We start from the raw sequence: 26,108 nt of genomic DNA, 5'->3' as shown, positions 1-26,108 counted from the left end.
GATCTTCAAAGTCATCAACATCAAGCGCTGGTTGCTCACATTTTCACCAGTGCTTTATTCAGAAAGCAGTGGCAACTAAAAATGAAAAGCCAAAAACAAAAACGCCCGCTGATGTCAGCGGGCGTTTTTAATTTGGTTGCGCGAGAAGGATTTGAACCTCCGACCTTTGGGTTATGAGCCCAACGAGCTACCAGACTGCTCCATCGCGCGGTATTTCCAAATTATAGCAGACTTTTCAGCCTGCCATTTGCTTATTCAGCAGCTGCGACGGCTTCTTCAGCGCGCTCAACCAGCTCAACATAGGCCATAGGAGCGTTGTCGCCCACGCGGAAGCCCATCTTCAAGATACGTGTGTAGCCACCGGGACGCGTTGCGTTGCGGGGACCCAGCACGTTGAACAGCTTGGTCACGCTGTCGCGGTCGCGCAGACGGTCAAAAGCCAGACGACGGTTAGCCACGGTATCAACCTTGGCCAGAGTGATCATGGGCTCGATCACGCGACGCAGTTCCTTGGCCTTGGGGACCGTGGTCTTGATGGCTTCGTGCTCGATCAGCGAGTTCATCATGTTCTGCAGCATCGCCTTGCGGTGAGCAGAAGTGCGGTTCAGTTTGCGGAGTCCGTTGCCGTGACGCATGGTGCTTTTCCTTTTGCTCCGTTTTTATCCGGAGATCATTTCTAAATTAAATCAGGCAGCCGTATCAGGTACTGCCCGATGCACTTGGGCTTTTGCCGAAATCAATTCCAGCAAAGCCCATGATTGTAGCAATTAACGCTTTTCCAAGCCAGCCGGTGGCCAGTTTTCAAGCTTCATGCCCAGAGTCAGACCGCGGGAAGCCAGGACTTCCTTGATCTCGTTGAGCGACTTACGACCCAGGTTAGGAGTCTTCAGCAGCTCGTTTTCGGTACGCTGAATCAGGTCGCCGATGTAGTAGATGTTTTCTGCCTTCAGGCAGTTAGCAGAACGAACGGTGAGTTCGAGCTCATCCACAGGACGCAACAAGATTGGATCGAAGGACGTAGCAGCGCCACGACCACCGGCAGGAGCGTCAAACACGCTGGCGATATCGCCACCGTCCAGCTGCGCGAACACAGCCAGTTGTTCCACCAAGATCTTGGCGGATGCGCGCACTGCATCTTCAGCGGTGATAGCACCGTTGGTTTCGATTTCCAGAACCAGCTTGTCCAGATCGGTACGCTGTTCCACACGTGCGGATTCGACAGCATAGCTCACGCGCTTGACGGGCGAGAACGAAGCGTCGAGCACGATACGGCCGATCGACTTAGTCGATTCGTCACCGTAGCGGCGCACGTTGCCGGGCACATAGCCACGGCCCTTTTCAACCTTGATCTGCATGTCCAGCTTACCACCTTGCGACAGGTGAGCGATCACGTGATCAGGGTTGACGATTTCTACGTCGTGGGGTGTCTGGATGTCACGTGCAGTAACAACACCTTCACCATCCTTGCGCAGGCTCAAGGTGACTTCGTCACGGTTGTGCAGCTTGAACACCACACCCTTGAGATTCAGCAGGATGTTGGTTACATCTTCCTGGACGCCATCGATGGAAGAGTACTCATGCAGCACTCCAGCAATCGTCACTTCAGTCGCTGCGTAACCCACCATGGAGGAGAGCAGAACACGGCGCAGGGCGTTGCCCAGCGTATGACCGTAGCCACGCTCAAACGGCTCCAGAACCACCTTGGCACGGTTGTGACCAAGTTGTTCGACATTAATTGTCTTGGGCTTCAGCAAATTCGTTTGCATGCAGACTTCCTCTCAATACCCTCGGCTCGTTACACCGGTAAGGCTGGTGAAGCACCCACGGCGCGATGCCTCGCGCCGTGGGAACGTTTAACAGAAATGTCGCTGCTAAGAATTAACGCGAGTACAACTCAACGATCAGAGATTCGTTGATGTCAGCTGCGAATTCATCGCGGTCAGGAGACTTCTTGAAAGTACCTTCTGCCTTGTCAGCAGACACTTCAACCCATGCGGGGAAGCCCACTTGAGCAGCCAGTTGCAGAGCTTCGACAACACGAGCTTGCTTCTTGGACTGTTCACGCAGAGCAACCACGTCGCCTTCCTTCACGGAGAAAGAAGGAATGTTCACGGACTGGCCGTTCACGGTGATAGCCTTGTGCGAAACCAGCTGACGTGCTTCAGCGCGAGTGGAGCCGAAGCCCATGCGGTACACGACGTTGTCCAGACGGCATTCCAGCAGCGACAGCAGGTTGGCACCAGTGTTGCCACGCTTGCGATCAGCTGTTTCAAAGTAGCGGCGGAATTGCTTCTCCAGCACGCCGTACATGCGCTTGACCTTCTGCTTTTCACGCAGTTGCAGACCGTAGTCGGAAGTGCGTTGACCGGAAGTGCGTCCATGCTGACCAGGCTTGGTGTCAAACTTAGCCTTGTCAGCGATGGAGCGACGTGCGCTCTTCAGGAACAGATCAGTGCCTTCGCGGCGGGAGAGTTTAGCCTTAGGGCCAATATAGCGTGCCACTTGATTTCCTTTGTGTCATCTACCGTGCGCAAACACGGGAGCCGCCCGCGATGCTAAAGCATCTGGGCGGCGGTGGGCTTGATAATAATTAGATACGACGACGCTTTTGAGGGCGGCAGCCGTTGTGGGGAACCGGTGTCACGTCCGAAATGGAAGTGATACGGATGCCCAGAGCACCTAGGGCGCGAACCGAGGATTCACGGCCTGGACCGGGACCCTTGATTTCGACTTCCAGGTTCTTGATGCCCTGTTCGATAGCAGCACGACCAGCCACTTCCGAAGCGACCTGAGCTGCAAAGGGAGTCGACTTACGCGAACCCTTGAAACCTTGGCCACCCGACGAAGCCCACGACAGAGCGTTGCCTTGACGGTCGGTGATTGTGATGATCGTGTTGTTGAACGAAGCGTGCACGTGTGCAATGCCGTCAGAAATATTCTTGCGGACTTTTTTGCGAACGCGAGCAGCTGCGTTATTTGCGGGAGACTTAGCCATAATGATCTTTCAATCTCTTATTTCTTCAGAGCCGCTGCACCCTTGCGCGGACCCTTACGAGTGCGAGCATTCGTACGGGTACGTTGACCGCGCATAGGCAGTCCGCGACGATGACGGAAACCGCGGTAGCAGCCAATGTCCATCAATCGCTTGATGTTCATCGTGGTTTCGCGACGCAGGTCGCCTTCCAGAGTCATGGGATTCAGCAGATCGCGGATCTTTTCCAGATCAGCGTCCGTCAGATCCTTGATCTTCTTGGAGTATTCAATACCGCATGCTTCGCAAATTTTACGAGCTGTTGTGCGACCGATGCCGAAGATGGCGGTCAGGCCGATTTCAGCATGCTTGTGCGGCGGGATGTTAATGCCAGCAATACGTGCCATATTAGTCCTCTATGCTTTCAATCAACCTTGGCGCTGCTTATGGCGCTGGTCAGTGCAGATCACGCGCACGACACCTTTGCGGCGGATGATCTTGCAGTTGCGGCAGATTTTCTTGACCGAAGCCGAAACTCTCATTTTATTCTCCTAAAACTATCCATCCACTATCGGCCTATCGACCGGGGACAATGCCCGCGATAGCTCGATGGGCGTCTACTAACTTTTGGCAGGCTGCCCTTAGGGCAACCCTATCATCAAATACCAGCTTTAAAGTTCGCTTTTTTAAGAAGCGACTCGTATTGCTGCGACATCACGTAGTTCTGCACTTGCGCCATGAAGTCCATCGTCACGACCACAATGATCAGCAGCGATGTACCACCAAAGTAGAACGGAACGTTGTACTTCAGGATCATGAATTCGGGCAACAAGCACACGAAGGTAATGTAGATCGCGCCAGCCAGGGTCAGGCGAACCAGAATCTTGTCAATGTAGCGGGCTGTCTGTTCGCCAGGACGAATCCCAGGGATAAAAGCGCCACTCTTCTTCAGGTTGTCGGCAGTTTCCCGGCTGTTGAAGACCAGGGCCGTATAGAAGAAGCAGAAGAAAATGATCGCGGCAGCATAAAGGATGACATAGATTGGTTGACCGGGGGTCAACGTGCTCGAAATATCCTTCAGCCAGCGCATGGATTCCCCTGCACTGAACCAATTCACCACCGTTGCAGGCAGCAAGATGATTGACGAAGCGAAGATGGGAGGAATCACACCTGCCATGTTCAGCTTCAGTGGCAAGTGCGAAGACTGACCACCGTACACCTTGTTGCCGACTTGTCGGCGTGCGTAATTCACCAAGATCTTGCGTTGACCTCGTTCGACATACACGACGAAGTACGTCACGGCTGCCACAACGAGAACAATGAAGATTGCCGCCAGAATGCTCATGGCACCGGTTCGCACCAGTTCCAGCAGACCACCAATGGAGCTCGGAAGACCTGCGGCGATACCGCCGAAGATCAGTATCGAGATACCGTTGCCCAGACCACGTTCCGTGATCTGTTCACCGAGCCACATCAGAAACAGGGTACCAGCCGTGAGACTGACTACCGCAGTCATGCGGAAGCCAAAACCAGGGTTTAAAACCAAGCCTGCAGAGCTTTCCAGAGCAACAGCAATTCCCAAGGACTGAAACAGCGCCAGGCCCAATGTGCCGTAGCGGGTGTACTGGGTAATCTTGCGACGACCCGCTTCACCTTCCTTTTTCATCTGCTCAAATGTAGGGACCACGTAGGTCATGAGCTGCATGATGATCGATGCCGAGATGTACGGCATGATCCCCAGTGCAAACACTGTGAAACGCGAGAGCGCTCCACCCGAGAACATATTGAACAGATTGAGAATGCCGCCCTGCTGGCCAGAGAACAGCTGCTGCAGCTGCGCTGGATCGATGCCCGGAACGGGGATATGAGCCCCGATTCGGTATACGACCAGCGCAAGCAACAGAAAAACCAGACGACGACGTAGGTCGCCGAATTTTCCAGTCTTTGCAATTTGAGCTGCGCTAGTAGCCACGGATGTCTTCTTTCAGAACTTTAATCAGGCGATGCTGCCACCGGCAGCTTCGATGGCGGCTTTGGCACCGGCAGTAGCGCCGATGCCGTTGAGCTTGACAGCCTTAGTCAGTTCACCACGCTTGATGATCTTGACGACCTTAGCGATAGAACCAACCAGACCGGCTTGCTTCAGAGCAGCCAGATCGACTTCAGCCAGGCCGAGCTTATCCAGCTCAGACAGGCTCACTTCTGCATTGAACTTCAGCAGATGCGACTTGAAGCCACGCTTGGGCAGGCGACGCTGCAGAGGCATTTGACCGCCTTCGAAGCCTACCTTGTGGTAGCCACCCGAGCGCGACTTTTGACCCTTGTGGCCACGACCGGCGGTCTTACCCAGACCAGAACCGATACCGCGACCCACGCGACGCTTCGCATGCTTGGAGCCATCTGCAGGCTTGATGCTATTGAGTTCCATCATCAATCCTTTCAGAGAACTTTCACCAAGTAGGCGATCTTGTTAATCATGCCGCGCACTTCAGGAGTGTCCTGCAGTTCGCTGACGCTGTTCAGCTTACGCAGACCCAGGCCACGCACAGTCGCACGATGCGACTCTTTGGTGCCAATGGGGCTACGAACCAGCTGAACCTTGACAGTTTGTTGTGTTGTCATGTGCTGGTCTCCGATCAGGCGGTGAAGATGTCTTCAACCGACTTGCCGCGCTTTGCTGCCACGTTCGCAGGGGTCGTGGAGTTCTTCAAAGCGTCGAAAGTTGCGCGAACCATGTTGTAGGGGTTCGACGAACCGTGGCTCTTGGCCACGATGTCGGTGATACCCACCACTTCAAAAACAGCGCGCATTGGGCCGCCAGCGATGATGCCGGTACCCTTAGGAGCTGGGTGCAGTTCAACCTTGGCTGCGCCGTGATGGCCCTTCACCGAGTGGTGAATGGTGCCGCTCTTCAGTGCAACCTTCATCAGGTTGCGACGGCATTCTTCCATCGCTTTTTGCACGGCAGCAGGCACTTCCTTGGACTTGCCCTTACCCATGCCAACGCGGCCATCACCATCGCCAACCACGGTCAGTGCAGCGAAGCCGAGAATACGACCACCCTTCACAACCTTGGTGACGCGGTTAACCGCGATCATTTTTTCGCGCAGACCGTCGTCATTGCCCTGGTCTTGCACTTTGGGGGAAAACTTTGCCATTTTCAATCCGCTCCGCTTAGAACTGCAGGCCCGCTTCGCGAGCGGCCTCTGCCAAAGCCTTCACGCGGCCGTGGTATGCAAAACCGGCGCGGTCGAAAGCGACTTTCTCAACGCCAGCAGCCTTTGCCTTTTCAGCAATACGCTTGCCGATCAGTGTGGCTGCAGCCACGTTGCCACCCTTGCCAGCGGCGCCGATTTGGGCGCGCACTTCGGCTTCTGCAGTGGAGGCCGAAGCCAGCACCTTGGTGCCGTCTTCCGAAACCACGGAAGCGTAGATGTGGAGGTTCGTGCGATTCACGCTCAAACGCGCAACGCCTTGCTGTGCAATGCGGATACGTGTTTGACGCGAGCGACGCAGACGCTGCTCTTTCTTGGTCAACATAATGCAGCTCCTTACTTCTTCTTGGTCTCTTTGATCGTGACCTTCTCATTCGCATAGCGAATGCCCTTGCCCTTGTAAGGCTCGGGAGGACGAACGGCACGGATCTCAGCAGCCAATTGACCGACCACTTGACGGTCAGCACCCTTGATCACGATTTCAGTCGGAGTGGGGGTAGCAATAGTGATGCCGGCAGGCATCTCGAAGTTGACGGGGTGCGAGAAGCCCACTGCCAGGTTCAGCTTGGAACCGGATGCAGCAGCCTTGTAGCCCACGCCAATCAGCGTCAGCTTCTTCTCGAAGCCTTCAGTCACGCCCTTGACCATGTTGTTGACCAACTGGCGGAATGTACCGGCCAGAGCGTCAGCTTCACGGGAATCGTTCGAGGGAGCGAAAGACAGCTTGCCGTCGTTGTTGCCGATGTTCACCAGGGCGTTCAGAGCCAGCGACAGATCGCCGCCCTTGCCCTTGACCTTGATGGAGTCAGCGTTGATAGACACATCCACGCCAGCGGGGATGGTCACAATAGCTTTTGCTACGCGAGACATTTCAGTATTTCTCCTTAATGTCCGTTAAGCCACATAGCACAGCACTTCACCGCCGATACCGGCAGCACGTGCTTTGCGATCTGTCATCACGCCCTGGGGGGTAGTGATGATGGCTACGCCCAGGCCGTTTTGGACCTGAGGGATTGCGTTGCTACCCTTGTAAACGCGCAGGCCAGGACGGCTCACACGTTCAATACGTTCGATCACAGGCTGACCGGCGTAGTATTTCAGGGTAATTTCGAGTTCGGACTTGCCACCTTCGGACTTCACTTCGAAGCCGTCGATATAGCCTTCTTCCTTCAGCACCTGTGCAATAGCAACCTTCACTTTGGAGGAAGGAGCCGACACGGTGGTCTTGGAAACCATTTGTGCGTTGCGGATGCGTGTCAGCAAGTCAGCGATGGGATCACTCATGCTCATGTTTAATCTCTCCTGCTTGCTTACCAGCTGGCCTTGGTGACACCGGGGATGTCGCCAGCAAAGGCCAATTCACGCACCTTGGCGCGGCCCAGACCGAATTGACGGAATGTGCCACGTGGACGGCCAGTGATCTCGCAACGGTTACGCTGACGAGTGGGGTTCGAGTTACGGGGCAGCTTCTGCAGACCCAGGCGAGCGGCATCGCGCTCTTCGTCGGAACGCTTTGCGTCGCCGGCGATTGCCTTCAGTTCTGCATACTTGGCAGCAAACTTGGCTGCCAGCTTTTCGCGCTTGATTTCGCGCTGAATCATTGCTACTTTAGCCATGCGCCACCTCAGTTCTTGAAGGGGAATTTGAACGCTGCGAGCAGTGCCTTGCACTCTTCGTCGTTCTTCGCTGTTGTCGTGATGCTGATGTTCAGACCACGCAGAGCGTCCACCTTGTCGTACTCGATTTCAGGGAAGATGATTTGTTCTTTGACGCCAACGTTGTAGTTGCCGCGACCATCGAACGAACGGCCCGAAATACCACGGAAGTCACGAACGCGGGGCAGAGCCACGGTCACGAAACGGTCCAGGAATTCGTACATTTGAACGCCACGCAGGGTCACCATGCAGCCAATTGCTTGGCCTTCACGGATCTTGAAACCAGCGATAGCCTTCTTGGCCTTAGTCACCACAGGCTGCTGACCAGCAATTTTGGTCAGATCAGCTACGGCGTTGTCCATCACCTTCTTGTCGGCCACGGCTTCGCTCACACCCATGTTCAGGGTGATCTTGCTCAGACGAGGCACTTCCATAGCGGAGGTGTAACCGAACTTTTCTTTCAGTTCAGCCGCGATCTTTTCGCGATAGAGTTTTTGCAGTCGTGCCATGTGTTACTCCTCAAGCGGCCTTGATTTCGGCGCCGCTGGACTTGAACACGCGAACACGTGCGCCGTCGGCGTTGACCTTGATGCCCACGCGATCAGCCTTGCCAGTCGCTGCATTGAAGATAGCCACGTTGGACTGGTGAATAGGCATAGCCTTTTCAACGATACCGCCGGTGGTGCCCTTCATGGGGTTTGGCTTGGTGTGCTTCTTGACCAGGTTGATACCGTCCACGATAACGTGGGAGTCATCCTTGCGCAGAGAAACAGTGCCACGCTTGCCCTTGTCACGGCCAGTCAGCACGATAACTTCGTCGCCCTTGCGAATCTTGTTCATAGTGCTTTCCTTTAGAGAACTTCAGGGGCCAGCGACACGATCTTCATGAACTTTTCGGTACGCAGTTCACGAGTCACGGGGCCAAAGATGCGGGTGCCGATAGGCTCCAGCTTCGCATTCAGCAGCACGGCGGCATTGCCGTCGAACTTTACGAGCGAACCGTCTGCACGACGGATGCCCTTTGCGGTGCGCACCACCACAGCACTGTAGATCTCGCCTTTTTTGACGCGACCACGAGGAGCTGCTTCCTTGATGCTCACCTTGATGATGTCGCCAACGCTCGCATAGCGACGATGAGAACCGCCCAGTACCTTAATGCACTGAACAGATTTCGCACCGGTGTTGTCGGCAACCTCTAACCGAGATTCTGTTTGGATCATTTCAATATTCCCAACTTGCTCCAGCAAACCAGACAGCCCCAGAGTCTTCTCAAGGGCTGATCAAGCAGCCAGTCAGTCTTGGGCCCGTCGTCCACACCACGAACCATTTCGTAGTGCTTCCACTGGGCAGAACACTTCACGTTTTTACATGTGAAGCAGAAGATTGTCGCAGTAATTCCTTTGTACGTCAAGCGCTTAGCCTGCAATACCCGCAACAACCACATCGACAATTGATGCGGGCAGCCATCCCTGCATCAATCATTATCAAAACAATAGCAGGCAGCACCTGCAATGTTTTGATTTCATGACAGAAAACGCTTGAAATCATTAGACATCAAGCGCTTTCAGCTCATATTTCCCCAAGGCTATGTGGAAGGAGCCGCTGTTGCCGCTCAGCCACAGCCCCTTATCCGCAAGAGGCCGCTCAGGCCTGTGCTGGCAAATATTGCTGGGCCAGCATCATGAAATCGTTCAAGTTCGCATCACGACCCAGCTCTTCGACCAAGATAGCGGCCACGCGCGGAGCGATCTCAGCAGCCTTGCGTGCATCGAGGAACAGCAGGCGACTGCGGCGCGCCAGCATGTCTTCAACCGTGCGTGCATATTCAAAACGCGCCGCAAAGCGCACCATGGCTTCGGACAAACCATCCATCAGCCAGTTCTGCGCACCGGGCAGCGAAGCGACCGCTTCTGCATCCGTGCCGTAGGAGTGCAGGCCTTGCGCCTGATTCATGCTGTGCGTCACCGCCGCTTCCGCTGGCGCACCAACCAAGGGCAGATTCACCGTTACACCCGCAGGCCGGCTGGGCAGACGGCCAATCTGGAAGCATTCGCTCAGCACATCTTCCGACATGGCACGGTAAGTCGTCCACTTGCCGCCAGTGACCGTGACCAGACCGGTTTTACTCGACATGACGGTGTGTTCGCGACTGATCTTCTTGGTGTTTTCGCCGTCATCGTCCTGTGGCTTGACCAGAGGGCGCAGGCCTACCCACATGCTGCGCACATCGGCCAGCGTGGGCTGACGGTTCAGATACTTGCCGGCTTCGCTCAGGATGAAGTCCAGCTCTTCAGGGAAGGGCAAGGGCTCACGAGCCAGATCGTGACGCGGAGTGTCTGTCGTGCCCAGAATGACCTTGCCCAGCCATGGCACGGCGAACAGCACACGACCATCGGCGGTCTTCGGCACCAGCAGTGCGTGGTCGGTCGGCAAAAACTCACGATCAACCACCACGTGAACACCCTGGCTAGGCGCAACCATGGGCTTAACGGGCTTGCCCTGCGCCTCGGCGTCTTGTTGGCGAAATAGATCCACCCAAGGGCCTGTGGCATTGACCACGCACTTGGCGCGCACGGTGTAGCTCTGGCCAGACTCGGTATCGCGACAGACCAGACCGGCAATCTGCTTGTCTTCGTAGATCAGCTTTTCAGCAGCGCAGTAATTAACGAGCAAAGCACCCTTGACCGCAGCCGTGCGGGCCAGCGCCAGCGCCAGTCGGGCATCGTCAAACTGTCCATCCCAGTACTTGACGCCGCCCTTGAGGCTTTTCTGCTGCACCGTTGGCAGGTATTTCACCGTCTTGGCAGCCGAGAGAAATTCCGTGGAACCCAGACCGGCTTTGCCGGCCAGCGCGTCATACATCTTGAGGCCGATGCCGTAGAACGGCGTATCCAGCAGCTTGTATGAAGGCATGACAAAGGCCAGCGGCTGCGCCAGATGCGGCGCGTTGTGCAGCAGCGTGGTGCGCTCATGCAGCGCCTCGCGCACCAGCGAAATATTGCCTTGCGCCAGATAGCGCACACCGCCGTGCACCAGCTTGGTGGCACGCGACGAGGTGCCCTTGGCAAAGTCCATGGACTCCAGCAGCACCACCTTGAAGCCGCGCGCCGCCGCATCCACCGCCACGCCCAGCCCGGTGGCTCCGCCCCCTACGATCGCCAGGTCATAGGTTTCAGACTGCGCCAAACGCTCCAGCAATTGCGCGCGCGTTGTGGCCAAGAGTTGAGTGGACTGATTCATGGAAAGATTTCTGCAGTGACATGCCGAGTCGCACCCACATCACCCCAAGCGATGTGCTGCGCAAAGCAAAGAACAAATTTCAGACCGTGTATTTTCGCTCTTTTTCGTTTCTATGGTATTCAACCCTAGAAATAATGATTCGTTTTAGCGCGATTTGAAAAATCGTCCTTCACAAACAGGCCTGAGCGGATACATCCACTATTACCACAAGGCAAGCCAAAAGCAATCAGAATCAGCCGTACGTCCTTGAACGCAATAGACCCAGGCATCCCAAAAATGCTTGTGTGGCGGATCAGCCCACGACCCTGGCACGCTCTTCACCCCCGGTCATCCCAACGTTCCAAATCCGTCACAACCGCTCAACGCGCATTCATTTTTGTTTCTTACCGCGCAAATCCATAGAAAATCCCCCTATTAGAGGTTCGTTTGGATTCGCCCACAATCTGGACTCAGCGCACGACAAGCATCGTTGAGCGAGCCAAGGCAGGCAATGCGCCAAGTCACCTATATAACTAGTCAGAAGCCATGAACAGCAACCCCCGTCAGCTACAGCTTGTCGAAGAAGTCCGTGCCCGTCAGTCCACCTCGGTGGAGCATCTGGCCGAAACCCTCGGAGTCACGCTGCAAACCGTGCGCCGCGACATTCAAAAGCTGGCCGATGCAGGCTTGCTGGTGCGCTTTCACGGCGGTGTGCGCGTGCCCAGCGCCACGGTGGAGAACCTGGCCCATACCCAGCGCCAGGTGCTGCATGCCGAGGGCAAGATGCGCATTGCACGCGCCGTTGCCGATTCCATCCCTAATGGCTGCTCGCTGATTCTCAATATCGGCACCACAACAGAAGCCGTGGCTCAGGCTCTGCTGCACCACAAAGGCCTGCGCGTCATTACCAACAATCTGAACGTGGCGGCCATCCTCAGCAGCAATGCGGACTGCGAAGTCATCGTGGCAGGCGGCGTGGTGCGCACCCGCGACCGCGGCATTGTGGGCGAGGCGGCGGTGGACTTCATGCGCCAGTTCAAGGTGGACATTGCCGTAATCGGCATCTCGGCCATCGAGTCCGACGGCAGCCTGCGCGACTTTGACTTGCGTGAGGTGAAAGTGGCCCAGACCATCATCGGCCAGTCGCGTGAAGTATGGCTAGCCGCCGATCACAGCAAGTTCAGCCGCCAGGCCATGGTGGAGCTGGCCCGCCTGAACCAGATTGACCGCCTGTTTACCGATGTGCCGCCCTCCCCCCCCTTCGACGCCTTGCTGCGCGATGCCGAGGTGCAGTGCACGATTGCCCAATGAGCGGGCCCAGCCATGTCATTCGCCACGCCCTGACCTCTGACGCAGCAGGCATTGCCGAGCTGCTGCACGGCATCGGCTGGTTCAAGGCCTATGAGAGCCAGACCCCAGCCCAGAACCGGCAGGCCGTACAGACTTTGCTAGACCATGCACACACCGAGCCAGAAAGCAGCCTGCTACTGATCGCCGAAGACGCGCAGCAGCACATTCACGGTTACTGCGCCGTGCATTGGCTACCCATTGCCGTCTTGCAGGGCTGGGAAGGCTATGTGAGCGAACTCTTTATTGCCGAGGCCGCACGCGGCGCTGGTCTTGGCCAGCAATTGCTCGACGCCGCCACGCAGGCGGCACGCGACAAGGGCTGCATGCGCATCTGGTTGGTCAACAACCGCGAACGCTCATCCTATGTGCGCGGCTTCTACCCTCAACAGGGCTGGAGCGAGCAAGCCGAAATGGCACGCTTTGTTCTCCCCCTCAGAACGACAGTTCCATCATGACCACTTATCTGCTCGCCCTGGATCAGGGCACATCCAGCTCCCGCTCCATCGTGTTTGACACGCAGGGTCGCATCGTCGCATCGTCCCAGCAAGAGCTGACGCAAATCTACCCTCAGCCGGGCTGGGTGGAGCACGACCCGCGCGAGATCTGGCGCACCCAGCTGATCACGGCCCAAGAGGCGTTGGTCAAGGCTGGCCTCAAAGCCAGCGACATTCGCTCAGTCGGCATTACCAACCAGCGCGAGACCACCATCGTCTGGAACCGCAAAACCGGCGCGCCCATTCACCACGCCATCGTCTGGCAGGACCGCCGTGCCGAGCCCACCTGCGTGCAACTGCGCGAGGCAGGCCATGGAGACGCCATTCTGCAAAAGACAGGCCTGCGCATTGATGCTTACTTCTCGGGCACCAAGCTCAAGTGGCTGCTGGATAACGTGCCCGGCGCTCGCGCCGCCGCACAAGCAGGCGAGCTGGCCTTTGGCACGGTGGATTGCTGGCTGATGTGGCAGCTAACTGGTGGCAAGCGCCATGTGACGGATGTGAGCAACGCCAGCCGCACCATGCTGTTTAACGTGCATAGCAACCAGTGGGATACCGACCTGCTGGCTCTGCTGGACATTCCCGCCAGCCTCATGCCCGAGGTTCTGCCCTCGGCCGCCGACTTTGGCCAGACCGCTGACGACGTGCTGGGCGGCCACATCAATATTGGCGGCGTGGCGGGCGACCAGCAAAGCGCCCTCTTCGGCCAGGCCTGTTTTGACGCGGGCATGGCCAAAAACACCTATGGCACGGGCTGCTTCACGCTCATGCACACAGGCTGCCACTTTCAGACATCAGCCAACGGCCTGCTGACCACCAGCGCCGCCCAGACCAGCGCGGCGCCCCAGTTTGCGCTGGAGGGCAGCGTATTCGTCGGCGGCGCCGTGGTGCAGTGGCTGCGCGATGGCCTGCAGGCCATTGAACACAGCGGCCAAGTACAGCAGCTGGCCGAAAGCGTGCCCGACAGCGGCGGCGTGATGATGGTGCCCGCCTTCACCGGCCTGGGCGCCCCCTACTGGAAGCCCGATGCCCGCGGCACCATCACCGGCCTGACCCGTGGCACCACCATTGCCCACATTGCCCGCGCCGCGCTCGAATCCATCGCCTACCAAAGCGCCGCCCTGCTGCAAGCCATGAGCCGCGACGCAGTCAGCAACGGCGGCCGCCCTGTCAGTGAGCTGCGCGTGGATGGCGGTGCCAGCGTGAACAATCTGCTCATGCAGTTTCAGGCTGACCTGCTAGGCATTCCCGTAGTGCGCCCGGCCTGCGTGGAGACCACCGCCTTGGGCGCTGCGTATCTGGCAGGCCTGTCCAGCGGCGTCTATCAAAGCACCCAAGAGCTGTCCGCCATGTGGAAGGCCGATCGCCGCTTCATGCCAACACTGAGCAAGGACCGCGCCGACGAGCTGATGCAGCGCTGGGAACAAGCCGTGCGCCAGACCACCGCACTGTAGAACTATCAATTCAGGAGCTACTGGCACTTACCTATAAAGCACTGCAGGCCTCAAAGAGTATAAAAAAGGGATGCCCAGGCATCCCTTTTTTCATTCAGCGCGTGGTGATGGCTGATTATTCTTCGTCGCCCAGCAGCGCCTTGTGAATCACGGCGCCGATAATGGCACCCACGATGGGAGCCAGCCAGAACAGCCACAGCTGCTCCATGGCAATGGCCGGACCGAACAGTGCAGGGCCCGTGCTGCGCGCAGGGTTGACCGAGGTGTTGGTCACAGGGATCGAAATCAGGTGAATCAGCGTCAGGCACAGGCCGATGCTCATGCCCGCAAAGCCCACAGCAGCCTTCTTGGAGGTGGAGCCCAGAATCACCAGCAGGAAGACGGCCGTCAGCACCACCTCAATCACCAGTGCAGCCCACATATTGAACTTGCCGGGCGAGTGATCGCCAAAACCGTTGGTAGCCAAATCGGTCACATTGGCACCGGCCTTGCCGCTGGCAATGAAATACAACACGGCTGCAGCCATGATGGCGCCCAGTACCTGGGCAATGATGTAACCCGGTAACTCGGCCAAGCGAAAACGCCCCGCGACCGCCAGGCCCACCGATACCGCCGGGTTGAAATGACCGCCAGAGACCGGGCCAAACGCATAGGCTCCCGTCAACACTGTCAGGCCAAAAGCGAAGGACACGCCCAGCAGGCCTATGCCTATTTCTGGGAAGGCCGCCGCCAGTACCGCGCTGCCGCAGCCGCCAAAGGTGAGCCAGAAAGTCCCCAGAAACTCCGCTGACCATTTCTTGACATTGGATGCCATGATGTTCTCCCGCTCTTGGATCAATGCAGTCCCTGCCGCACAACGCGGCACAGAGCGCACTGTGCATGGATCTTAGAAACGCTTGGGTGATGAGCACAAGTCAGGAATGTGAACAATCTGCGACATAGCCGGCAATCCCCATCGCTTTGGCCTGAAACAGGCGACGGCGCAGGCGGGCATGCCACCGGTTTATAGTCAACATCCACTTTCATTCGCCATCCGTGAACCGACCATGAGCCAGAACGCAAGCACCACCTTTCCTCCCATCGCCTTTATCGGCGGGGGCAATATGGCCAGCGCCATCATTGGCGGCCTGATAGGCCAGGGGGTTCCTGCCGCCAACATCCTCGTGGTCGAGCCCTTCGAAGCAACCCGCACCGCTTTGCACAGCCAGTTCGGCATCAATGCCCTGCCCGAGGCCACGGCAGCGCTGCAAGCGGCTCAGCTGGTGGTCTGGGCCGTTAAGCCCCAGACGTTCAAGGGTGCAGCCGCTGCTGCCGCCCCGTTCACCCAGGCCGCCCTGCACCTGAGTGTGGCCGCGGGCATCACCACCGACAGCATTGCCAGCTGGACCGGCAGCCGCCGCATTGTGCGCGCCATGCCCAATACGCCTGCGCTGGTGGGCAAGGGCATGACGGGGCTGTTTGCCCGACCCGAGGTGGAAGCCGTCGGCAAGGCCTTGATCGACGCCGTGATGGGCAGTACCGGCCAGATCAGCTGGGTGGACAGGGAAGAGCATCTGGATGCCGTGACCGCCCTGTCCGGCTCGGGGCCGGCTTATGTCTTCCTGTTCCTCGAGGCCATGACGCAGGCCGGCGTGGATATGGGCCTGAGCGCCGAACAAAGCTACAAGCTGGCCGTGGCCACGTTTGCCGGCGGCTCTGAGCTGGCAGCACGCTCCAGCGAAAGCGCCGAAGTGCTGCGCCAGCGTGTGACCAGCAAGGGCGGCACCACGTACGCGGCCATCACCCATATGCAGGAGCAGAAGCTGCCTGAGCATTTCATCGAAGCCATGCGCAAGGCCGAAGCCCGCGCCAAGGAGCTGGCGCAGGAGTTTGGCCGCTAAGCCGCCAAGTCGCTCGGACTCGCTTTCCCACACAGAAAAAAGCCAGGCGTTGCCTGGCTTTTTTCATAGCTGCTTGCGCCCTATCAGTAGGCTTAAGAGCCGGATTTCTTATCCGAACTAAAAGCATGCTCTATGCGGGCTTTGAGCTTTTCTATGCCTTCGCCCAAGTCATCCTTCCAGTCGTCGAGCTTTTCGCGCCACTCCTCGGTCTGCTTGCCGCGCAGAACTCGGCGCGCTTCCTTGGCCGCTGCGGCCTGGGCTTCGTTCTGGGCATCCACCTCTGCCTGCACCACAGCCAGAGGGCGGCGCATCACGCTGCCGTCGAGCTGCTGCACCATGCCGTTGATCACCTCTTGCGCATACTCGCCCACCGTGGCTATCAGCATGGTGGAGCCATTGGGCATGGCATCCATCATCTGTTCGAGCACGCTCAGTCGATCCTTTGCCTTGTCGATGGCAATCGTGCTGCCAATCAATGCTCCCGATGCGCTGCCCAGCAGCACACCAAGAGGTCCGGCCAGCAGACCCACCAAGGCACCGATCAGCGTGCCCGTCAGAGGCCCGGTGGCATCGGCACCGTCACTGGCCCCATCCTTGACCGAGACTACGCCATTGCGATCCCGGCTGACGACCGCAGCATTGATCAGTTGCACCTTTTGCTGAAGTGCCAGCGCCTTCAGCTCCGACAAGGCCTGATAGGCCTTGCTTTCCTCGGCAAAGCTCAGAACCACGACGTTTTGATCCATAACAAGCACTCCTATTCATGTTTTCAACACCCAAAACTTGCACAGGCCACTGTGCAGCACGACTGGACAACAGCCTAGAGGAAGAAGCAGGTAACAGGCATCAAAAATAATTGATGAAGACCAAACAACATGTATTGCCTTGAAGGAAAAAATCAATCAAAACCGCTTTAAAGGCTTTCTATAAGGACGTAAGCAGCTATCAAAAAAATTTACTATCGGAATCCAAACCCCAATACCACGCCAGCAAAGATGCTGGCTCCAATCCAGTGGCTCTTGCTGAAAGCCACAAAGCAGCCCTCGCGCGTGCGGTTGCGAATCAGCGTGTAGTGCCAGACGATCTGAGCAGCAGCCACGCCCATGCCCAACCAGAAGGGCCAGCCCAGCTGATAGGGTGCCAGCACCCAGGCCGTGAGCCCCCAGCAAAGGGCAAAAAACGCCATGACGCCTGCTACATCAAAACGGCCCAGGGTGATGGCCGAGGTTTTCATACCGATCTTCAAATCATCGTCACGATCCACCATGGCGTATTCGGTGTCATAGGCCAGCACCAGAAACATATTGGCCAGCCACAGCGTCCACGCCGTGGCGTTAACCTCACCCGTCACCGCAGCAAAGGCGATCACGATGCCAAAGTTAAAAGCAATGCCCAGAAACGCCTGGGGCATGGCAAAAAAGCGCTTGGTGAATGGGTAGAGGATGGTGAACAGCACAGCTGGCACCGACCACGCCACGGCTTCCCAACGGGTAGACAGCACCAGGCCGAATGAAATCAGCGTGAGCACCAAGCCGACCATGGCGGCCTCTCTGACCGAGACCTGGCCGCTGGTGATGGGGCGGTTGGTGGTGCGCTTCACATGCCGGTCAAAGTCGCGGTCAGCAATGTCGTTGATGGTGCAGCCCGCGCTGCGCATGAGCACCGTGCCCAGCACAAAGACGATGAGCAGATGCCAGCCCGGAAAGCCATTGGACGCGACCCACAGCGCCACCAGCGTGGGCCAGACCAGCACCAGCCAGCCAGCGGGGCGGTTAAAGCGAATCAAATCCAGATACAGCGACAGGCGGCTGCGCTGCGCTGCTGGAGCGATGGGGGTGGAGGCAGTCATGGCAAAAATCTTGGGTTTACGGCTGCGCTTATTGTGCCGCGCATAGGCGCAGCACCATCACCGCCGCAACCACATAGCCATTCAGTGAACATGAAAAAGGCCGCATTCAGCGGCCTTGGGAAGAGTCTGCAACTGCGAGCGTTTTTACTCGGACAGGCGCTGCACACCGGGCAACGGACAGGCATACACGGCGTTGCGCAATGCGGCAATCGCTTCATAGCGCGTAAAGCTGCGGCGCCATGCCAGCACCACGCGGCGAGTAGGCGGCGCAATGCCGTCTTCCTCATGAATGGGCAGGTAGCGGATATGCGGCTCATCCACACGGCGGCGGCGCTCGGTGGAGGCCAGGGCTTCTTCAGGCACGGACAGGCGCGGCACCAGTGTCACGCCCATGCCTGCAGCCACCATGTATTTGATGGTTTCCAGCGACGAGCCTTCAAACGTACGGCGAATGCCTTCGGAATTGCTGGCGTAGCGCGCAAATTCGGGGCAAACCTCCAGCACATGGTCGCGGAAGCAGTGGCCCGCGCCCAGCAGCAGCATGGTCTCGTTCTTGAGATCAGTGGTGGACACGCTGGCCTTTTGAGCCAGCGGGTGCGCGCTGGGAACGGCGGCCATGAAGGGCTCGTCGTACAGAGGTGCCAGCGCCAGACCGGTATCAGGGAAGGGCTCGGCCATGATGGCGCAGTCAATCTCACCCGTGCGCAGCATCTCCAGCAGCTTGACGGTGAAGTTCTCCTGCAGCATCAGCGGCATTTGCGGCGTCATGTTGATGGAGTTACGCACCAGATCGGGCAGCAGATAAGGGCCGATGGTGTAAATCACACCCAGCGTCAGCACTCCGGACAGGGGGTCTTTGCCACGCTTGGCAATTTCTTTGATCTCGCTGGCCTGCTCCAGCACGCTTTGCGCCTGGCGCACGATTTCCTCGCCCAGCGAGGTCACCGAGACTTCCCCAGCACTGCGCTCAAAAATCTTGACATCCAGCTCTTCTTCCAGCTTCTTGATGGCCACGGACAGCGTGGGCTGGGAGACGTAGCAGGCTTCGGCCGCACGGCCAAAGTGCTTTTCCCGCGCCACGGCCACGATGTACTTCAATTCAGTGAGAGTCATTTAGAGAGTGGGTAATTGAGACTATCAATAACAGCATTGACTCATCTCTTTTATTGCATTCAATCACATATCGGATCGGCAAAGGATTACAGATATTCCTAAAACAGGATAACCAGTTACGTTTCAGCACACATTAGCCGTTTTCAGGCCTTCAGATACTCGGCTTTTCCACCCAGCCAGCGACTGACATGGCGCGCGGCCAGCATGGGGTTTTGCTCAAGCATACGCGGCGCCAGTTCTCGCGCCCAGTCCAGCAGCAGCACATCCTGCTCCAGATCGGCAAAGCGCAGCATGGCTGCACCTGATTGCCGCGCGCCCAGAAACTCGCCAGGGCCACGGATTTCCAGGTCACGCCGGGCGATTTCGAAGCCGTCATTGGTTTCAGCCATGGCGCGCAGGCGCTCTTTGCCGGTATCTGACAATCTTCCGTTGTCGTTCACCGAATAAAGCAGCACGCACGCCGATGCGGCGGCTCCGCGCCCCACGCGCCCACGCAGCTGGTGCAGCTGCGAGAGGCCAAAGCGCTCTGAATGCTCAATCACCATCAGGCTGGCATTGGGCACGTCCACACCGACTTCAATCACGGTGGTGGAGACCAACACGCCCATGATGCCGGCCGAGAACAACTCCATCACGGCCTTTTTTTCAGCCGTGGGCATGCGCGAATGCAGCAGACCGACCATGACGCCTGGCAGCATCTCGCTCAAATGCTCATGCGTGGCCGTGGCGTTGGAGAGGTCCAGCGCCTCACTCTCTTCAATCAGCGGACAAACCCAGTACACCTGCCTGCCGCTGGTGACCTGGGCAGCAATGCGCTCAATCACCTCGTCTTTGCGGCTGTCAGCAATCAGTTTGGTGACGATGGGCGTGCGCCCCGGTGGCAGCTCGTCGATGGTCGAAACATCGAGATCGGCGTAATAGCTCATGGCCAGCGTGCGCGGAATGGGCGTGGCGCTCATCATCAGCATATGTGGCTCAAGGCCAGTGGCCGCCAGCTTTTGCCGCAGCGCCAGACGCTGGGCCACGCCAAAGCGGTGCTGCTCATCAATCACGGCCAGCGCCAGATTTTTGAATTGCACCTGGTCTTGAATCACGGCATGGGTGCCGACGACCAGCGCGGCCTCGCCGCTGGCCACCAGCGCCAGCATTTCGGCCCGCTCTTTCTTCTTTTGCGCCCCCGCCAGCCATGCCACCTTTTTGCCCAAGGGCTCCAAAATCGGCTCCAGCCAGCCGACCAGCTTGCCAAAATGCTGCTCGGCCAGAATTTCGGTGGGCGCCATCAGCGCGCATTGCCAGCCAGCCTCAATGCAGGCCATGGCAGAGAGTGCCGCCACCACGGTTTTGCCCGATCCCACATCGCCCTGCAGCAGGCGGTGCATGGGAATGCGGCGCTCCATATCGGTACGAATCTCGGCCACCACGCGCTGCTGCGCCCCGGTCAGGCCAAACGGCAGCTGGGCCAGAAATTGCTGCGTCAGGTCGGGCATATCCGGCAGCGGTTTGAGCACCGGGGCACGCAGTCTGGCGCGCTCGCGCTTGGCTTTGTATTGCGACAGTTGCTGGGCCAGCAACTCTTCAGCCTTCAGGCGCTGCCAGGCAGGGTGGGAGTGATCTTCAAGCGTGACCAGAGCTACATCGGCCGTCGGGTGATGCAAAAAGGTGAGCGCATTGCGCAGATCATAAAAGGGCTGCAAGCCGTTTTGACCATAAAACTGCGCCACAGGGGGCTGCTCACCATGCGGCAGGGTTTCGGCCAGATCAGCGCGCAGCAAGGCCGTGGCAATGGCCCGGCGCAGATACGCCTGAGGCAGCGTGGCCGTGGCAGGATACACCGGCGTCAGCGCCGTAGGCAGCTCACCACCCGCAACGCGAAAGGTCGGGTGCATCATCTGCCGCCCCCAGAAGCCGCCTTTGACCTCGCCTCGAATACGCAGGCACGCGCCCACAGCCATGGTTTTTTGCTGCGATGGGTAAAAGCTGAAAAATGTCAGCAAGCAAGTGCCTGTGCCGTCATCCACAGTGACGTTGAGCATGCGCCTGGGGCGCAATTGCACTTCGCTATGCGTGACCGTGGCTTCGATCTGTACCGTATCGCCATCCCGTGCGTTCTTCAGCTGGGTGATGCGGGTTTCGTCCTCGTAGCGCAGCGGCAGGTGCAGGGCCAGATCGATATCACGGGTCAGCCCTAGTTTGATAAGCGCCTGCTGGGCTGGGCTGATGGTCTTTTTGGGCGCAGCCTCAGTGCCTGCCACAGCCTTCTTGGCACGGCCAGCACCTCGCTTGGCGGAATCTGCCTTAGCAGCAGGCTTCGGCTCGGCAACAGGCTTTTTTGACACAGGCAACTCAAGCTCCTTGACTACATTGCCCACTCACAGGCAAATAGTGTATTTATATACAGCATTCTGCACGTTTTCCAGCAGTCAGTTGTCAGCGAGCTCCTGCCAAAATCGCTAACATCTCAATTTGTTACTCTATGCTTTTTTAATACTCCATGTTGAAGCGCATTGCTGTCGAGCACCTCTGCCCTGAAATGTTTGTGCACGAGTTTTGTGGCTCATGGATGGAGCATCCCTTTCTGCGCACCCGTTTCCTGCTCACTCAGCCCAGTGACCTGGAGCGTCTGCGTGCAACCACCGTCCGTCAGGTATGGATTGATACCAGCAAAGGCGCAGACCTTCCGGTCGAAATAGACGCCGCTGAAGAAGTCGATTCGCCTGCCGATGAGGCAGATCAGCAACCCGCCCCGCAGATCAAGCCCATCAGCACCAGCAAGGAGCTGCATCAGGCCCGCGAGATCATTGGTCAGGCCCGCGAAACGCTCAAGACCATGCTCCAGGACATCCGGCTCGGCCACTCGCCGGATTTGCCTGCATCAGTACAGCTGGTCGATGAGATGACGCTCTCCATCAAGCGCAATCCTCATGCACTGATAAGCCTGGTGCGCTTGAAGACGGCCGATAACTACACCTATATGCATTGCATCGCCGTGGGTGCGCTGATGATTGGTCTGGCGCGCCGCATGGGGCAAGACGATGACAGCGTGCGCCAGGCTGGTTTGGTGGGTCTGCTGCACGATGTAGGCAAGACCCGCGTGCCCCTTGCAGTTCTCAACAAGCCCGGCCCGCTGGACACGCAGGAATGGGCCATCATGAAAGCGCATTCGCAATGGGGCTTCGAGATTCTTCAGCCGCTGGGACTGGATGAGGCCATTGCCGATGCCTGCCTGCACCACCATGAGAAAGTGAATGGTTCTGGCTACCCTGATGGCTTGAAACAGGGCGAAATCAGCCTGCTGGCGCGCATGGCCTCTATTTGCGATGTGTATGACGCCATCACCTCAGATCGCCCTTACAAGGAAGGCTGGCAGCCGGCCATTGCACTGCAGCGCATGGCGCAGTGGGCACCCCAGCAGTTCGACAAGAGCATCTTTGAGCAGTTTGTTCAGACCGTCGGCATCTACCCTCTGGGCTCCTTGGTGCGCCTGCAGTCAGAGCATCTGGCCGTGGTGATTGATGTCTCTGAAAGCCGTCTGCTGACTCCGCAGGTCAAACGCTTTTACTGCCTGCGCGAGCAGCGGCGCATTACCCCCGAGATTGTGGACCTGGCCTCGCCCAGTGCCCGCAACAGCATCATCGGGCGTGAAGACCCTGCCGACTGGCCTTTCAAGAATCTGGAAGAGCTGTGGCACGGCTTCACGGCTACACACCCCTGAGAGCTGCAGCCCTAATGGTGATTTGAGACAATCTCACACTTGTTTGATTGAACTTGGAACGGGCCCCGTTCGGCCCTCAAGCCCCGCATGTCTTCCAGCACCCGTGAATTCACTCTCAGCGATTTCGACTTCGACCTGCCCGAGTCGCTGATTGCCCAGCATCCCACCGCCGTTCGCAGCGCATCTCGCCTGCTTGACGGCCGCAGCCTCCCGCCCACCGACCGGATCTTCCGCGAGCTGCCCGATCTGCTGCAGAGCGGCGATCTGCTGGTCTTCAATGACACAAAAGTCATCAAGGCGCGCGTCTTTGGCGAAAAAGCCAGCGGCGGCAAGATTGAGCTTCTGGTTGAGCGCGTGCTGCAGAACAACGAAGTCGTAGCACATATGCGCGTGAGCAAGAAGCCCTTGCCCGGCGCAAAAATTCACTTGTGCGGCGGTCTGAAAAACGGCGGCTTTGAAGCCACCCTGCTGGGCCGCTGGCCCGATGAGAATGGCCCGCTGTTTCACCTTTCCTTCAAAGGCATCAACGGCGCGTCGCCCTACGATTTGCTGGAGCAGTTCGGTCACCTGCCGCTGCCGCCCTATATCGAGCGCCAGCAAAACGCCGAGCATGACCCTGACGAAAAAGAAGACAGCGAGCGCTATCAAACCGTGTTCGCCGCCCACCCCGGTGCGGTAGCCGCACCGACAGCCGCTCTGCACTTTGACGAGTCCGTGCTCGCTGCCCTCGAAGCCAAGGGCGTGGAGCGCGCCAGCGTCACTTTGCACGTAGGCGCAGGGACCTTTCAGCCCGTCAAGACCGAAAAATTGGCCGACCACACCATGCACAGCGAGTGGTACGACGTCCCTATGGCCACGTTAGCCGCCATGGAGCGCTGCCGCCAGCGCGGCGGTCGAATCATCGCTGTTGGCACGACTACCGTGCGCACGCTGGAGTCTTGGGCCAAATACGGCAGTATTACGGGCGACACCAGCATCTTCATCACCCCCGGCTTTCAGTACCAAGTCGTGGACATGCTGATCACCAACTTTCACCTGCCCAAAAGCACGCTGATGATGCTGGTCAGCGCCTTCGCCGGTTACGAGCACATCATGGGCATGTACCGACATGCGATTGCCCAGCAATACCGTTTTTTCAGCTACGGCGACTCCATGCTGCTGGAGCGCGAGCGCTGATTAGCGACAAAGTGAGCCTGCATTTCATACACTTGAAATATTGAGTTGCATGAAATGCCGCTTGACTCACTGCTTGATGGTAGATTCCCGGGTTTAGTCCAAATATTTGCTCGTCCGCAAGAAGTCAATGGAAATACAAAACCAAAACCCACAAGATGAAGAGCTTGATCTGCTGGACCTCTTGGTCACACTCGCAGAAAACTGGAAGCTTTTAATTTTTGGGCCGCTGATCGCAGGAGTAGTGGCGTTTGGCATTGGTTTTGTCATTCCAAAGACTTTCGAAAGCAGCTCCTCTGTTCAGGTAGAGCGCCCAGGGTCGAGCTTCTCGGCCCCCATGGCTGCCAGCTTGGCCATGTCCGCCGACGTTCTTCACCAGATTGCCCCAGTTGCTGGTCTGGATGACGGTCTGACCGCCGAAGAAATCTACAAAAAACTAAGCAAGCGCATCACGGTCAGCGTCGGCAAGCAAGATAAGCTGCTGAACATCGCGACTCAAGCCAAATCGCCTGAAGCCGCTCAAAAGTTGAATCAGGCTTTGCTGGACACGCTTTTCCCGTTCAGCAAGCCTCGCGGCCTGGAAAAGAAGCAGCTTCAAATGCAACTGGACAGCGAAAAACTGCGCCTACAAGAAGCCCTCAAGCTGGAGCATGACACTGCCGCCAACATTGCATCTGGCAAAAGCATAAGCGAAGCAACCAGCCGCCTTTATGGCGAGCTTCTTTCGGCCAACAGCGCTCGCCAAAAAGCCGTTCTGGATATGGAGCGCCGTATCGAAGGTCTGGACAAGGACGACATCATTCAGGCGCCTACCTTGCCTGAGCAATCCATCAAACCAAAGAAATCACTGCTGGCCATTGGCGGTGCCGCCGCGACGGCCTTTGCCTTGCTGTTGTTCGTTTTCATTCGACAAGCCCTGCGCACTGCCAAGGAGTCTTCGCCTGAACAAGCCGAAAAGCTGGCCCGCATTCGCAGCGCGATGCCTTGGTAAAGGCAAAGTCGCCTCTCAAGCCCGCGTCAACCTTCGCGGGCTTTTTTATGAGCGCAATGGATAGTGACGCCATTCCAAAATTCCCGTATTACTTCACCGCCTTCGTCACCTCAACTCGCTCCAGACATACGTTTTCGCCGGCTCTCTTTTCTCTCGCCTTCAGCGCAGTCTGCAGCCCTTGGCGTCACACTCACCGTCGCAGCCTGTGCGCTATTTGCGGTTCTGGATAGCGCCACCAAATTCAGCGGACAGCTTCTGCCTGTACTCATGGTGCTGTGGCTGCGCTTTCTGGCTCAGGCCTGCGTGACCAGCGCTCTGGTCTTGCCACGGCACGGCTTTGGCGCACTCAAAACCCAACATCTGAAATTTCAGCTACTGCGCGCCATTGCCGGTCTCTTGACCACGGTTTGCGCATTTTTCTGCATCCAGAACATGCCTCTGGCCAACTTCACCGCCATCTGGTCTGCTGCGCCGCTGTTTATTGTCGTGGCCTCTGCGCTCATTTTTAAAGAGCGAGTCAGCACTGCGCGCTGGGCTTTGCTGGTGATGGGCTTGCTCGCAGTGATTGCCATTGTCCGACCCGAAAATGACGGCCACAGTCTGGGCCTGTCAGCGCTCTGGCCCGTGGGTTTGCTGATTTGCGGCACTACATACCAAGTGCTGGGCAGTCGCCTCTCGCGTCTAGACTCCCCCTCCACCACCCAGATTTACTCCACTTGGCTCCCCATCTTGCTGACCACGCCCTTGGTTGGCTGGCTATGGCAGCCCATCGACCACTGGCAAATCTATGCTGCAGTTGCGGTCATGGGGCTTTGCAGCGGCATTGGTCACCTGATGCTGCTGCAAGCCTACACATATGCCACACCGGCCACCGTGGCGCCATTTCTCTACAGCCAGATCGGCTTTGCCATGCTGATGGGCTGGTTGTTCTTTGGGCAAATGCCTGATGCCCTGTCACTGGCAGGCATGGGCGTTGTCACACTCAGCGGCCTGCTTGGCGTCTGGCTGGGGGTACGAGAAAAGCACTAGCCC

The 26,108-nt window shown here is 57.8% G+C and carries 31 protein-coding genes and 1 tRNA gene; 8 read left to right on the top strand and 24 right to left on the bottom strand.

Features of this window, described 5'->3' with window-relative positions; translation table 11 throughout:
* Positions 1 to 133 precede the first annotated feature (133 nt).
* The 19 genes from CLU84_RS00675 to CLU84_RS00580 form a co-directional block, all read right to left on the bottom strand.
* Positions 134 to 210 (bottom strand) — tRNA-Met (locus CLU84_RS00675).
* A 41-nt stretch (positions 211 to 251) separates the two neighbouring features.
* A complete protein-coding gene (rplQ, locus tag CLU84_RS00670; RefSeq protein ID WP_099735465.1) occupies positions 252 to 635 on the bottom strand; it encodes a 50S ribosomal protein L17 in 384 nt (127 codons plus the stop codon).
* A gap of 132 nt (positions 636 to 767) precedes the next feature.
* Positions 768 to 1,766 carry a DNA-directed RNA polymerase subunit alpha gene (rpoA, locus tag CLU84_RS00665; RefSeq protein ID WP_003050542.1) on the bottom strand — a complete coding sequence of 333 codons (999 nt, stop codon included), beginning with the start codon at positions 1,764 to 1,766 and terminating at the stop codon, positions 768 to 770.
* 112 nt (positions 1,767 to 1,878) lie between these two features.
* Positions 1,879 to 2,502 carry a 30S ribosomal protein S4 gene (gene rpsD, locus CLU84_RS00660; protein ID WP_099735464.1) on the bottom strand — a complete coding sequence of 208 codons (624 nt, stop codon included), beginning with the start codon at positions 2,500 to 2,502 and terminating at the stop codon, positions 1,879 to 1,881.
* A gap of 88 nt (positions 2,503 to 2,590) precedes the next feature.
* Positions 2,591 to 2,995 carry a 30S ribosomal protein S11 gene (rpsK, locus tag CLU84_RS00655; protein WP_003050538.1) on the bottom strand — a complete coding sequence of 135 codons (405 nt, stop codon included), beginning with the start codon at positions 2,993 to 2,995 and terminating at the stop codon, positions 2,591 to 2,593.
* Between the two features lie 17 nt (positions 2,996 to 3,012).
* The gene (gene rpsM, locus CLU84_RS00650; RefSeq protein WP_099735463.1) at positions 3,013 to 3,378 is read right to left on the bottom strand and encodes a 30S ribosomal protein S13; all 366 of its coding nucleotides are present in this window, start codon (positions 3,376 to 3,378) and stop codon (positions 3,013 to 3,015) included.
* A 21-nt stretch (positions 3,379 to 3,399) separates the two neighbouring features.
* On the bottom strand, positions 3,400 to 3,513 hold the full coding sequence (gene rpmJ / locus CLU84_RS00645) for a 50S ribosomal protein L36 (protein ID WP_003050535.1): 114 nt from the start codon (positions 3,511 to 3,513) through the stop codon (positions 3,400 to 3,402).
* Between the two features lie 116 nt (positions 3,514 to 3,629).
* On the bottom strand, positions 3,630 to 4,943 hold the full coding sequence (secY, locus tag CLU84_RS00640; RefSeq protein WP_099735462.1) for a preprotein translocase subunit SecY: 1,314 nt from the start codon (positions 4,941 to 4,943) through the stop codon (positions 3,630 to 3,632).
* 24 nt (positions 4,944 to 4,967) lie between these two features.
* A complete protein-coding gene (gene rplO, locus CLU84_RS00635) occupies positions 4,968 to 5,399 on the bottom strand; it encodes a 50S ribosomal protein L15 (protein WP_099737787.1) in 432 nt (143 codons plus the stop codon).
* Between the two features lie 11 nt (positions 5,400 to 5,410).
* Positions 5,411 to 5,593 carry a 50S ribosomal protein L30 gene (rpmD, locus tag CLU84_RS00630; protein WP_099735461.1) on the bottom strand — a complete coding sequence of 61 codons (183 nt, stop codon included), beginning with the start codon at positions 5,591 to 5,593 and terminating at the stop codon, positions 5,411 to 5,413.
* A gap of 14 nt (positions 5,594 to 5,607) precedes the next feature.
* Complete coding sequence (rpsE, locus tag CLU84_RS00625) at positions 5,608 to 6,129, bottom strand: 30S ribosomal protein S5 (RefSeq protein ID WP_099735460.1); 522 nt, start codon at positions 6,127 to 6,129, stop codon at positions 5,608 to 5,610.
* 16 nt (positions 6,130 to 6,145) lie between these two features.
* Positions 6,146 to 6,511 (bottom strand): 50S ribosomal protein L18, encoded by a 366-nt coding sequence (gene rplR, locus CLU84_RS00620; protein WP_099735459.1) that lies wholly within the window; start codon positions 6,509 to 6,511, stop codon positions 6,146 to 6,148.
* Between the two features lie 11 nt (positions 6,512 to 6,522).
* Positions 6,523 to 7,056, bottom strand: coding sequence for a 50S ribosomal protein L6 (rplF, locus tag CLU84_RS00615; protein ID WP_099735458.1), 534 nt, complete (start codon positions 7,054 to 7,056; stop codon positions 6,523 to 6,525).
* Between the two features lie 24 nt (positions 7,057 to 7,080).
* Positions 7,081 to 7,476 carry a 30S ribosomal protein S8 gene (rpsH, locus tag CLU84_RS00610; protein ID WP_099735457.1) on the bottom strand — a complete coding sequence of 132 codons (396 nt, stop codon included), beginning with the start codon at positions 7,474 to 7,476 and terminating at the stop codon, positions 7,081 to 7,083.
* A 20-nt stretch (positions 7,477 to 7,496) separates the two neighbouring features.
* The gene (gene rpsN / locus CLU84_RS00605) at positions 7,497 to 7,802 is read right to left on the bottom strand and encodes a 30S ribosomal protein S14 (RefSeq protein WP_099735456.1); all 306 of its coding nucleotides are present in this window, start codon (positions 7,800 to 7,802) and stop codon (positions 7,497 to 7,499) included.
* 8 nt (positions 7,803 to 7,810) lie between these two features.
* Entirely contained in the window at positions 7,811 to 8,350 is a 540-nt protein-coding gene (gene rplE / locus CLU84_RS00600; RefSeq protein WP_099735455.1) for a 50S ribosomal protein L5, read from the bottom strand.
* A 10-nt stretch (positions 8,351 to 8,360) separates the two neighbouring features.
* The gene (gene rplX / locus CLU84_RS00595) at positions 8,361 to 8,681 is read right to left on the bottom strand and encodes a 50S ribosomal protein L24 (RefSeq protein WP_099735454.1); all 321 of its coding nucleotides are present in this window, start codon (positions 8,679 to 8,681) and stop codon (positions 8,361 to 8,363) included.
* A gap of 11 nt (positions 8,682 to 8,692) precedes the next feature.
* Positions 8,693 to 9,061 carry a 50S ribosomal protein L14 gene (gene rplN, locus CLU84_RS00590; RefSeq protein WP_099735453.1) on the bottom strand — a complete coding sequence of 123 codons (369 nt, stop codon included), beginning with the start codon at positions 9,059 to 9,061 and terminating at the stop codon, positions 8,693 to 8,695.
* A 424-nt stretch (positions 9,062 to 9,485) separates the two neighbouring features.
* A complete protein-coding gene (locus CLU84_RS00580; RefSeq protein ID WP_099735451.1) occupies positions 9,486 to 11,081 on the bottom strand; it encodes a glycerol-3-phosphate dehydrogenase/oxidase in 1,596 nt (531 codons plus the stop codon).
* 525 nt (positions 11,082 to 11,606) lie between these two features.
* Between CLU84_RS00580 and CLU84_RS00575 the strand changes: the two genes are divergently transcribed.
* Genes CLU84_RS00575 through glpK form a run of 3 tightly spaced genes read left to right on the top strand, consistent with a single transcriptional unit; the run spans position 11,607 to position 14,358 of the window.
* Positions 11,607 to 12,371 carry a DeoR/GlpR family DNA-binding transcription regulator gene (locus CLU84_RS00575; RefSeq protein WP_099735450.1) on the top strand — a complete coding sequence of 255 codons (765 nt, stop codon included), beginning with the start codon at positions 11,607 to 11,609 and terminating at the stop codon, positions 12,369 to 12,371.
* On the top strand, positions 12,368 to 12,865 hold the full coding sequence (locus tag CLU84_RS00570) for a GNAT family N-acetyltransferase (protein ID WP_099735449.1): 498 nt from the start codon (positions 12,368 to 12,370) through the stop codon (positions 12,863 to 12,865). Before CLU84_RS00575 ends, CLU84_RS00570 begins: the two co-directional genes overlap by 4 nt.
* The gene (gene glpK, locus CLU84_RS00565; protein ID WP_099735448.1) at positions 12,862 to 14,358 is read left to right on the top strand and encodes a glycerol kinase GlpK; all 1,497 of its coding nucleotides are present in this window, start codon (positions 12,862 to 12,864) and stop codon (positions 14,356 to 14,358) included. The genes CLU84_RS00570 and glpK overlap by 4 nt, the downstream gene beginning before the upstream one ends.
* A 115-nt stretch (positions 14,359 to 14,473) precedes the next feature.
* On the opposite strand, the gene aqpZ is transcribed toward glpK, so the two are convergent.
* Positions 14,474 to 15,172 (bottom strand): aquaporin Z, encoded by a 699-nt coding sequence (gene aqpZ, locus CLU84_RS00560; protein WP_099735447.1) that lies wholly within the window; start codon positions 15,170 to 15,172, stop codon positions 14,474 to 14,476.
* A 232-nt stretch (positions 15,173 to 15,404) separates the two neighbouring features.
* Between aqpZ and proC the strand changes: the two genes are divergently transcribed.
* Entirely contained in the window at positions 15,405 to 16,238 is an 834-nt protein-coding gene (proC, locus tag CLU84_RS00555) for a pyrroline-5-carboxylate reductase (RefSeq protein ID WP_099735446.1), read from the top strand.
* Positions 16,239 to 16,330: 92 nt separating this feature from the next.
* On the opposite strand, the gene CLU84_RS00550 is transcribed toward proC, so the two are convergent.
* From CLU84_RS00550 to recG, 4 genes are all read right to left on the bottom strand, one after another.
* Positions 16,331 to 16,984 (bottom strand): DUF1269 domain-containing protein, encoded by a 654-nt coding sequence (locus tag CLU84_RS00550; RefSeq protein WP_099735445.1) that lies wholly within the window; start codon positions 16,982 to 16,984, stop codon positions 16,331 to 16,333.
* A 212-nt stretch (positions 16,985 to 17,196) separates the two neighbouring features.
* Positions 17,197 to 18,087 (bottom strand): 4-hydroxybenzoate octaprenyltransferase, encoded by an 891-nt coding sequence (gene ubiA / locus CLU84_RS00545; RefSeq protein WP_099735444.1) that lies wholly within the window; start codon positions 18,085 to 18,087, stop codon positions 17,197 to 17,199.
* 144 nt (positions 18,088 to 18,231) lie between these two features.
* Positions 18,232 to 19,200 carry a LysR substrate-binding domain-containing protein gene (locus tag CLU84_RS00540; RefSeq protein WP_099735443.1) on the bottom strand — a complete coding sequence of 323 codons (969 nt, stop codon included), beginning with the start codon at positions 19,198 to 19,200 and terminating at the stop codon, positions 18,232 to 18,234.
* Positions 19,201 to 19,343: 143 nt separating this feature from the next.
* A complete protein-coding gene (gene recG, locus CLU84_RS00535; RefSeq protein ID WP_099737786.1) occupies positions 19,344 to 21,542 on the bottom strand; it encodes an ATP-dependent DNA helicase RecG in 2,199 nt (732 codons plus the stop codon).
* A 149-nt stretch (positions 21,543 to 21,691) separates the two neighbouring features.
* Between recG and CLU84_RS00530 the strand changes: the two genes are divergently transcribed.
* The 4 genes from CLU84_RS00530 (at position 21,692) to CLU84_RS00515 (ending at position 26,105) form a co-directional block, all read left to right on the top strand.
* Positions 21,692 to 22,912 carry an HD-GYP domain-containing protein gene (locus CLU84_RS00530; RefSeq protein WP_099735442.1) on the top strand — a complete coding sequence of 407 codons (1,221 nt, stop codon included), beginning with the start codon at positions 21,692 to 21,694 and terminating at the stop codon, positions 22,910 to 22,912.
* Positions 22,913 to 22,999: 87 nt separating this feature from the next.
* Positions 23,000 to 24,088: a tRNA preQ1(34) S-adenosylmethionine ribosyltransferase-isomerase QueA gene (gene queA / locus CLU84_RS00525; protein WP_099735441.1), complete on the top strand. Its 1,089-nt coding sequence runs from the start codon at positions 23,000 to 23,002 to the stop codon at positions 24,086 to 24,088.
* 127 nt (positions 24,089 to 24,215) lie between these two features.
* Positions 24,216 to 25,076, top strand: coding sequence for a Wzz/FepE/Etk N-terminal domain-containing protein (locus tag CLU84_RS00520; RefSeq protein WP_099735440.1), 861 nt, complete (start codon positions 24,216 to 24,218; stop codon positions 25,074 to 25,076).
* Between the two features lie 126 nt (positions 25,077 to 25,202).
* A complete protein-coding gene (locus CLU84_RS00515) occupies positions 25,203 to 26,105 on the top strand; it encodes a DMT family transporter (RefSeq protein WP_099737785.1) in 903 nt (300 codons plus the stop codon).
* Positions 26,106 to 26,108 lie beyond the last annotated feature (3 nt).

The sequence above is a fragment of the Comamonas sp. 26 genome, assembly GCF_002754475.1.
Lineage (GTDB): Bacteria > Pseudomonadota > Gammaproteobacteria > Burkholderiales > Burkholderiaceae_C > Comamonas.
This window is presented reverse-complemented; position numbering and strand designations above follow the sequence as displayed.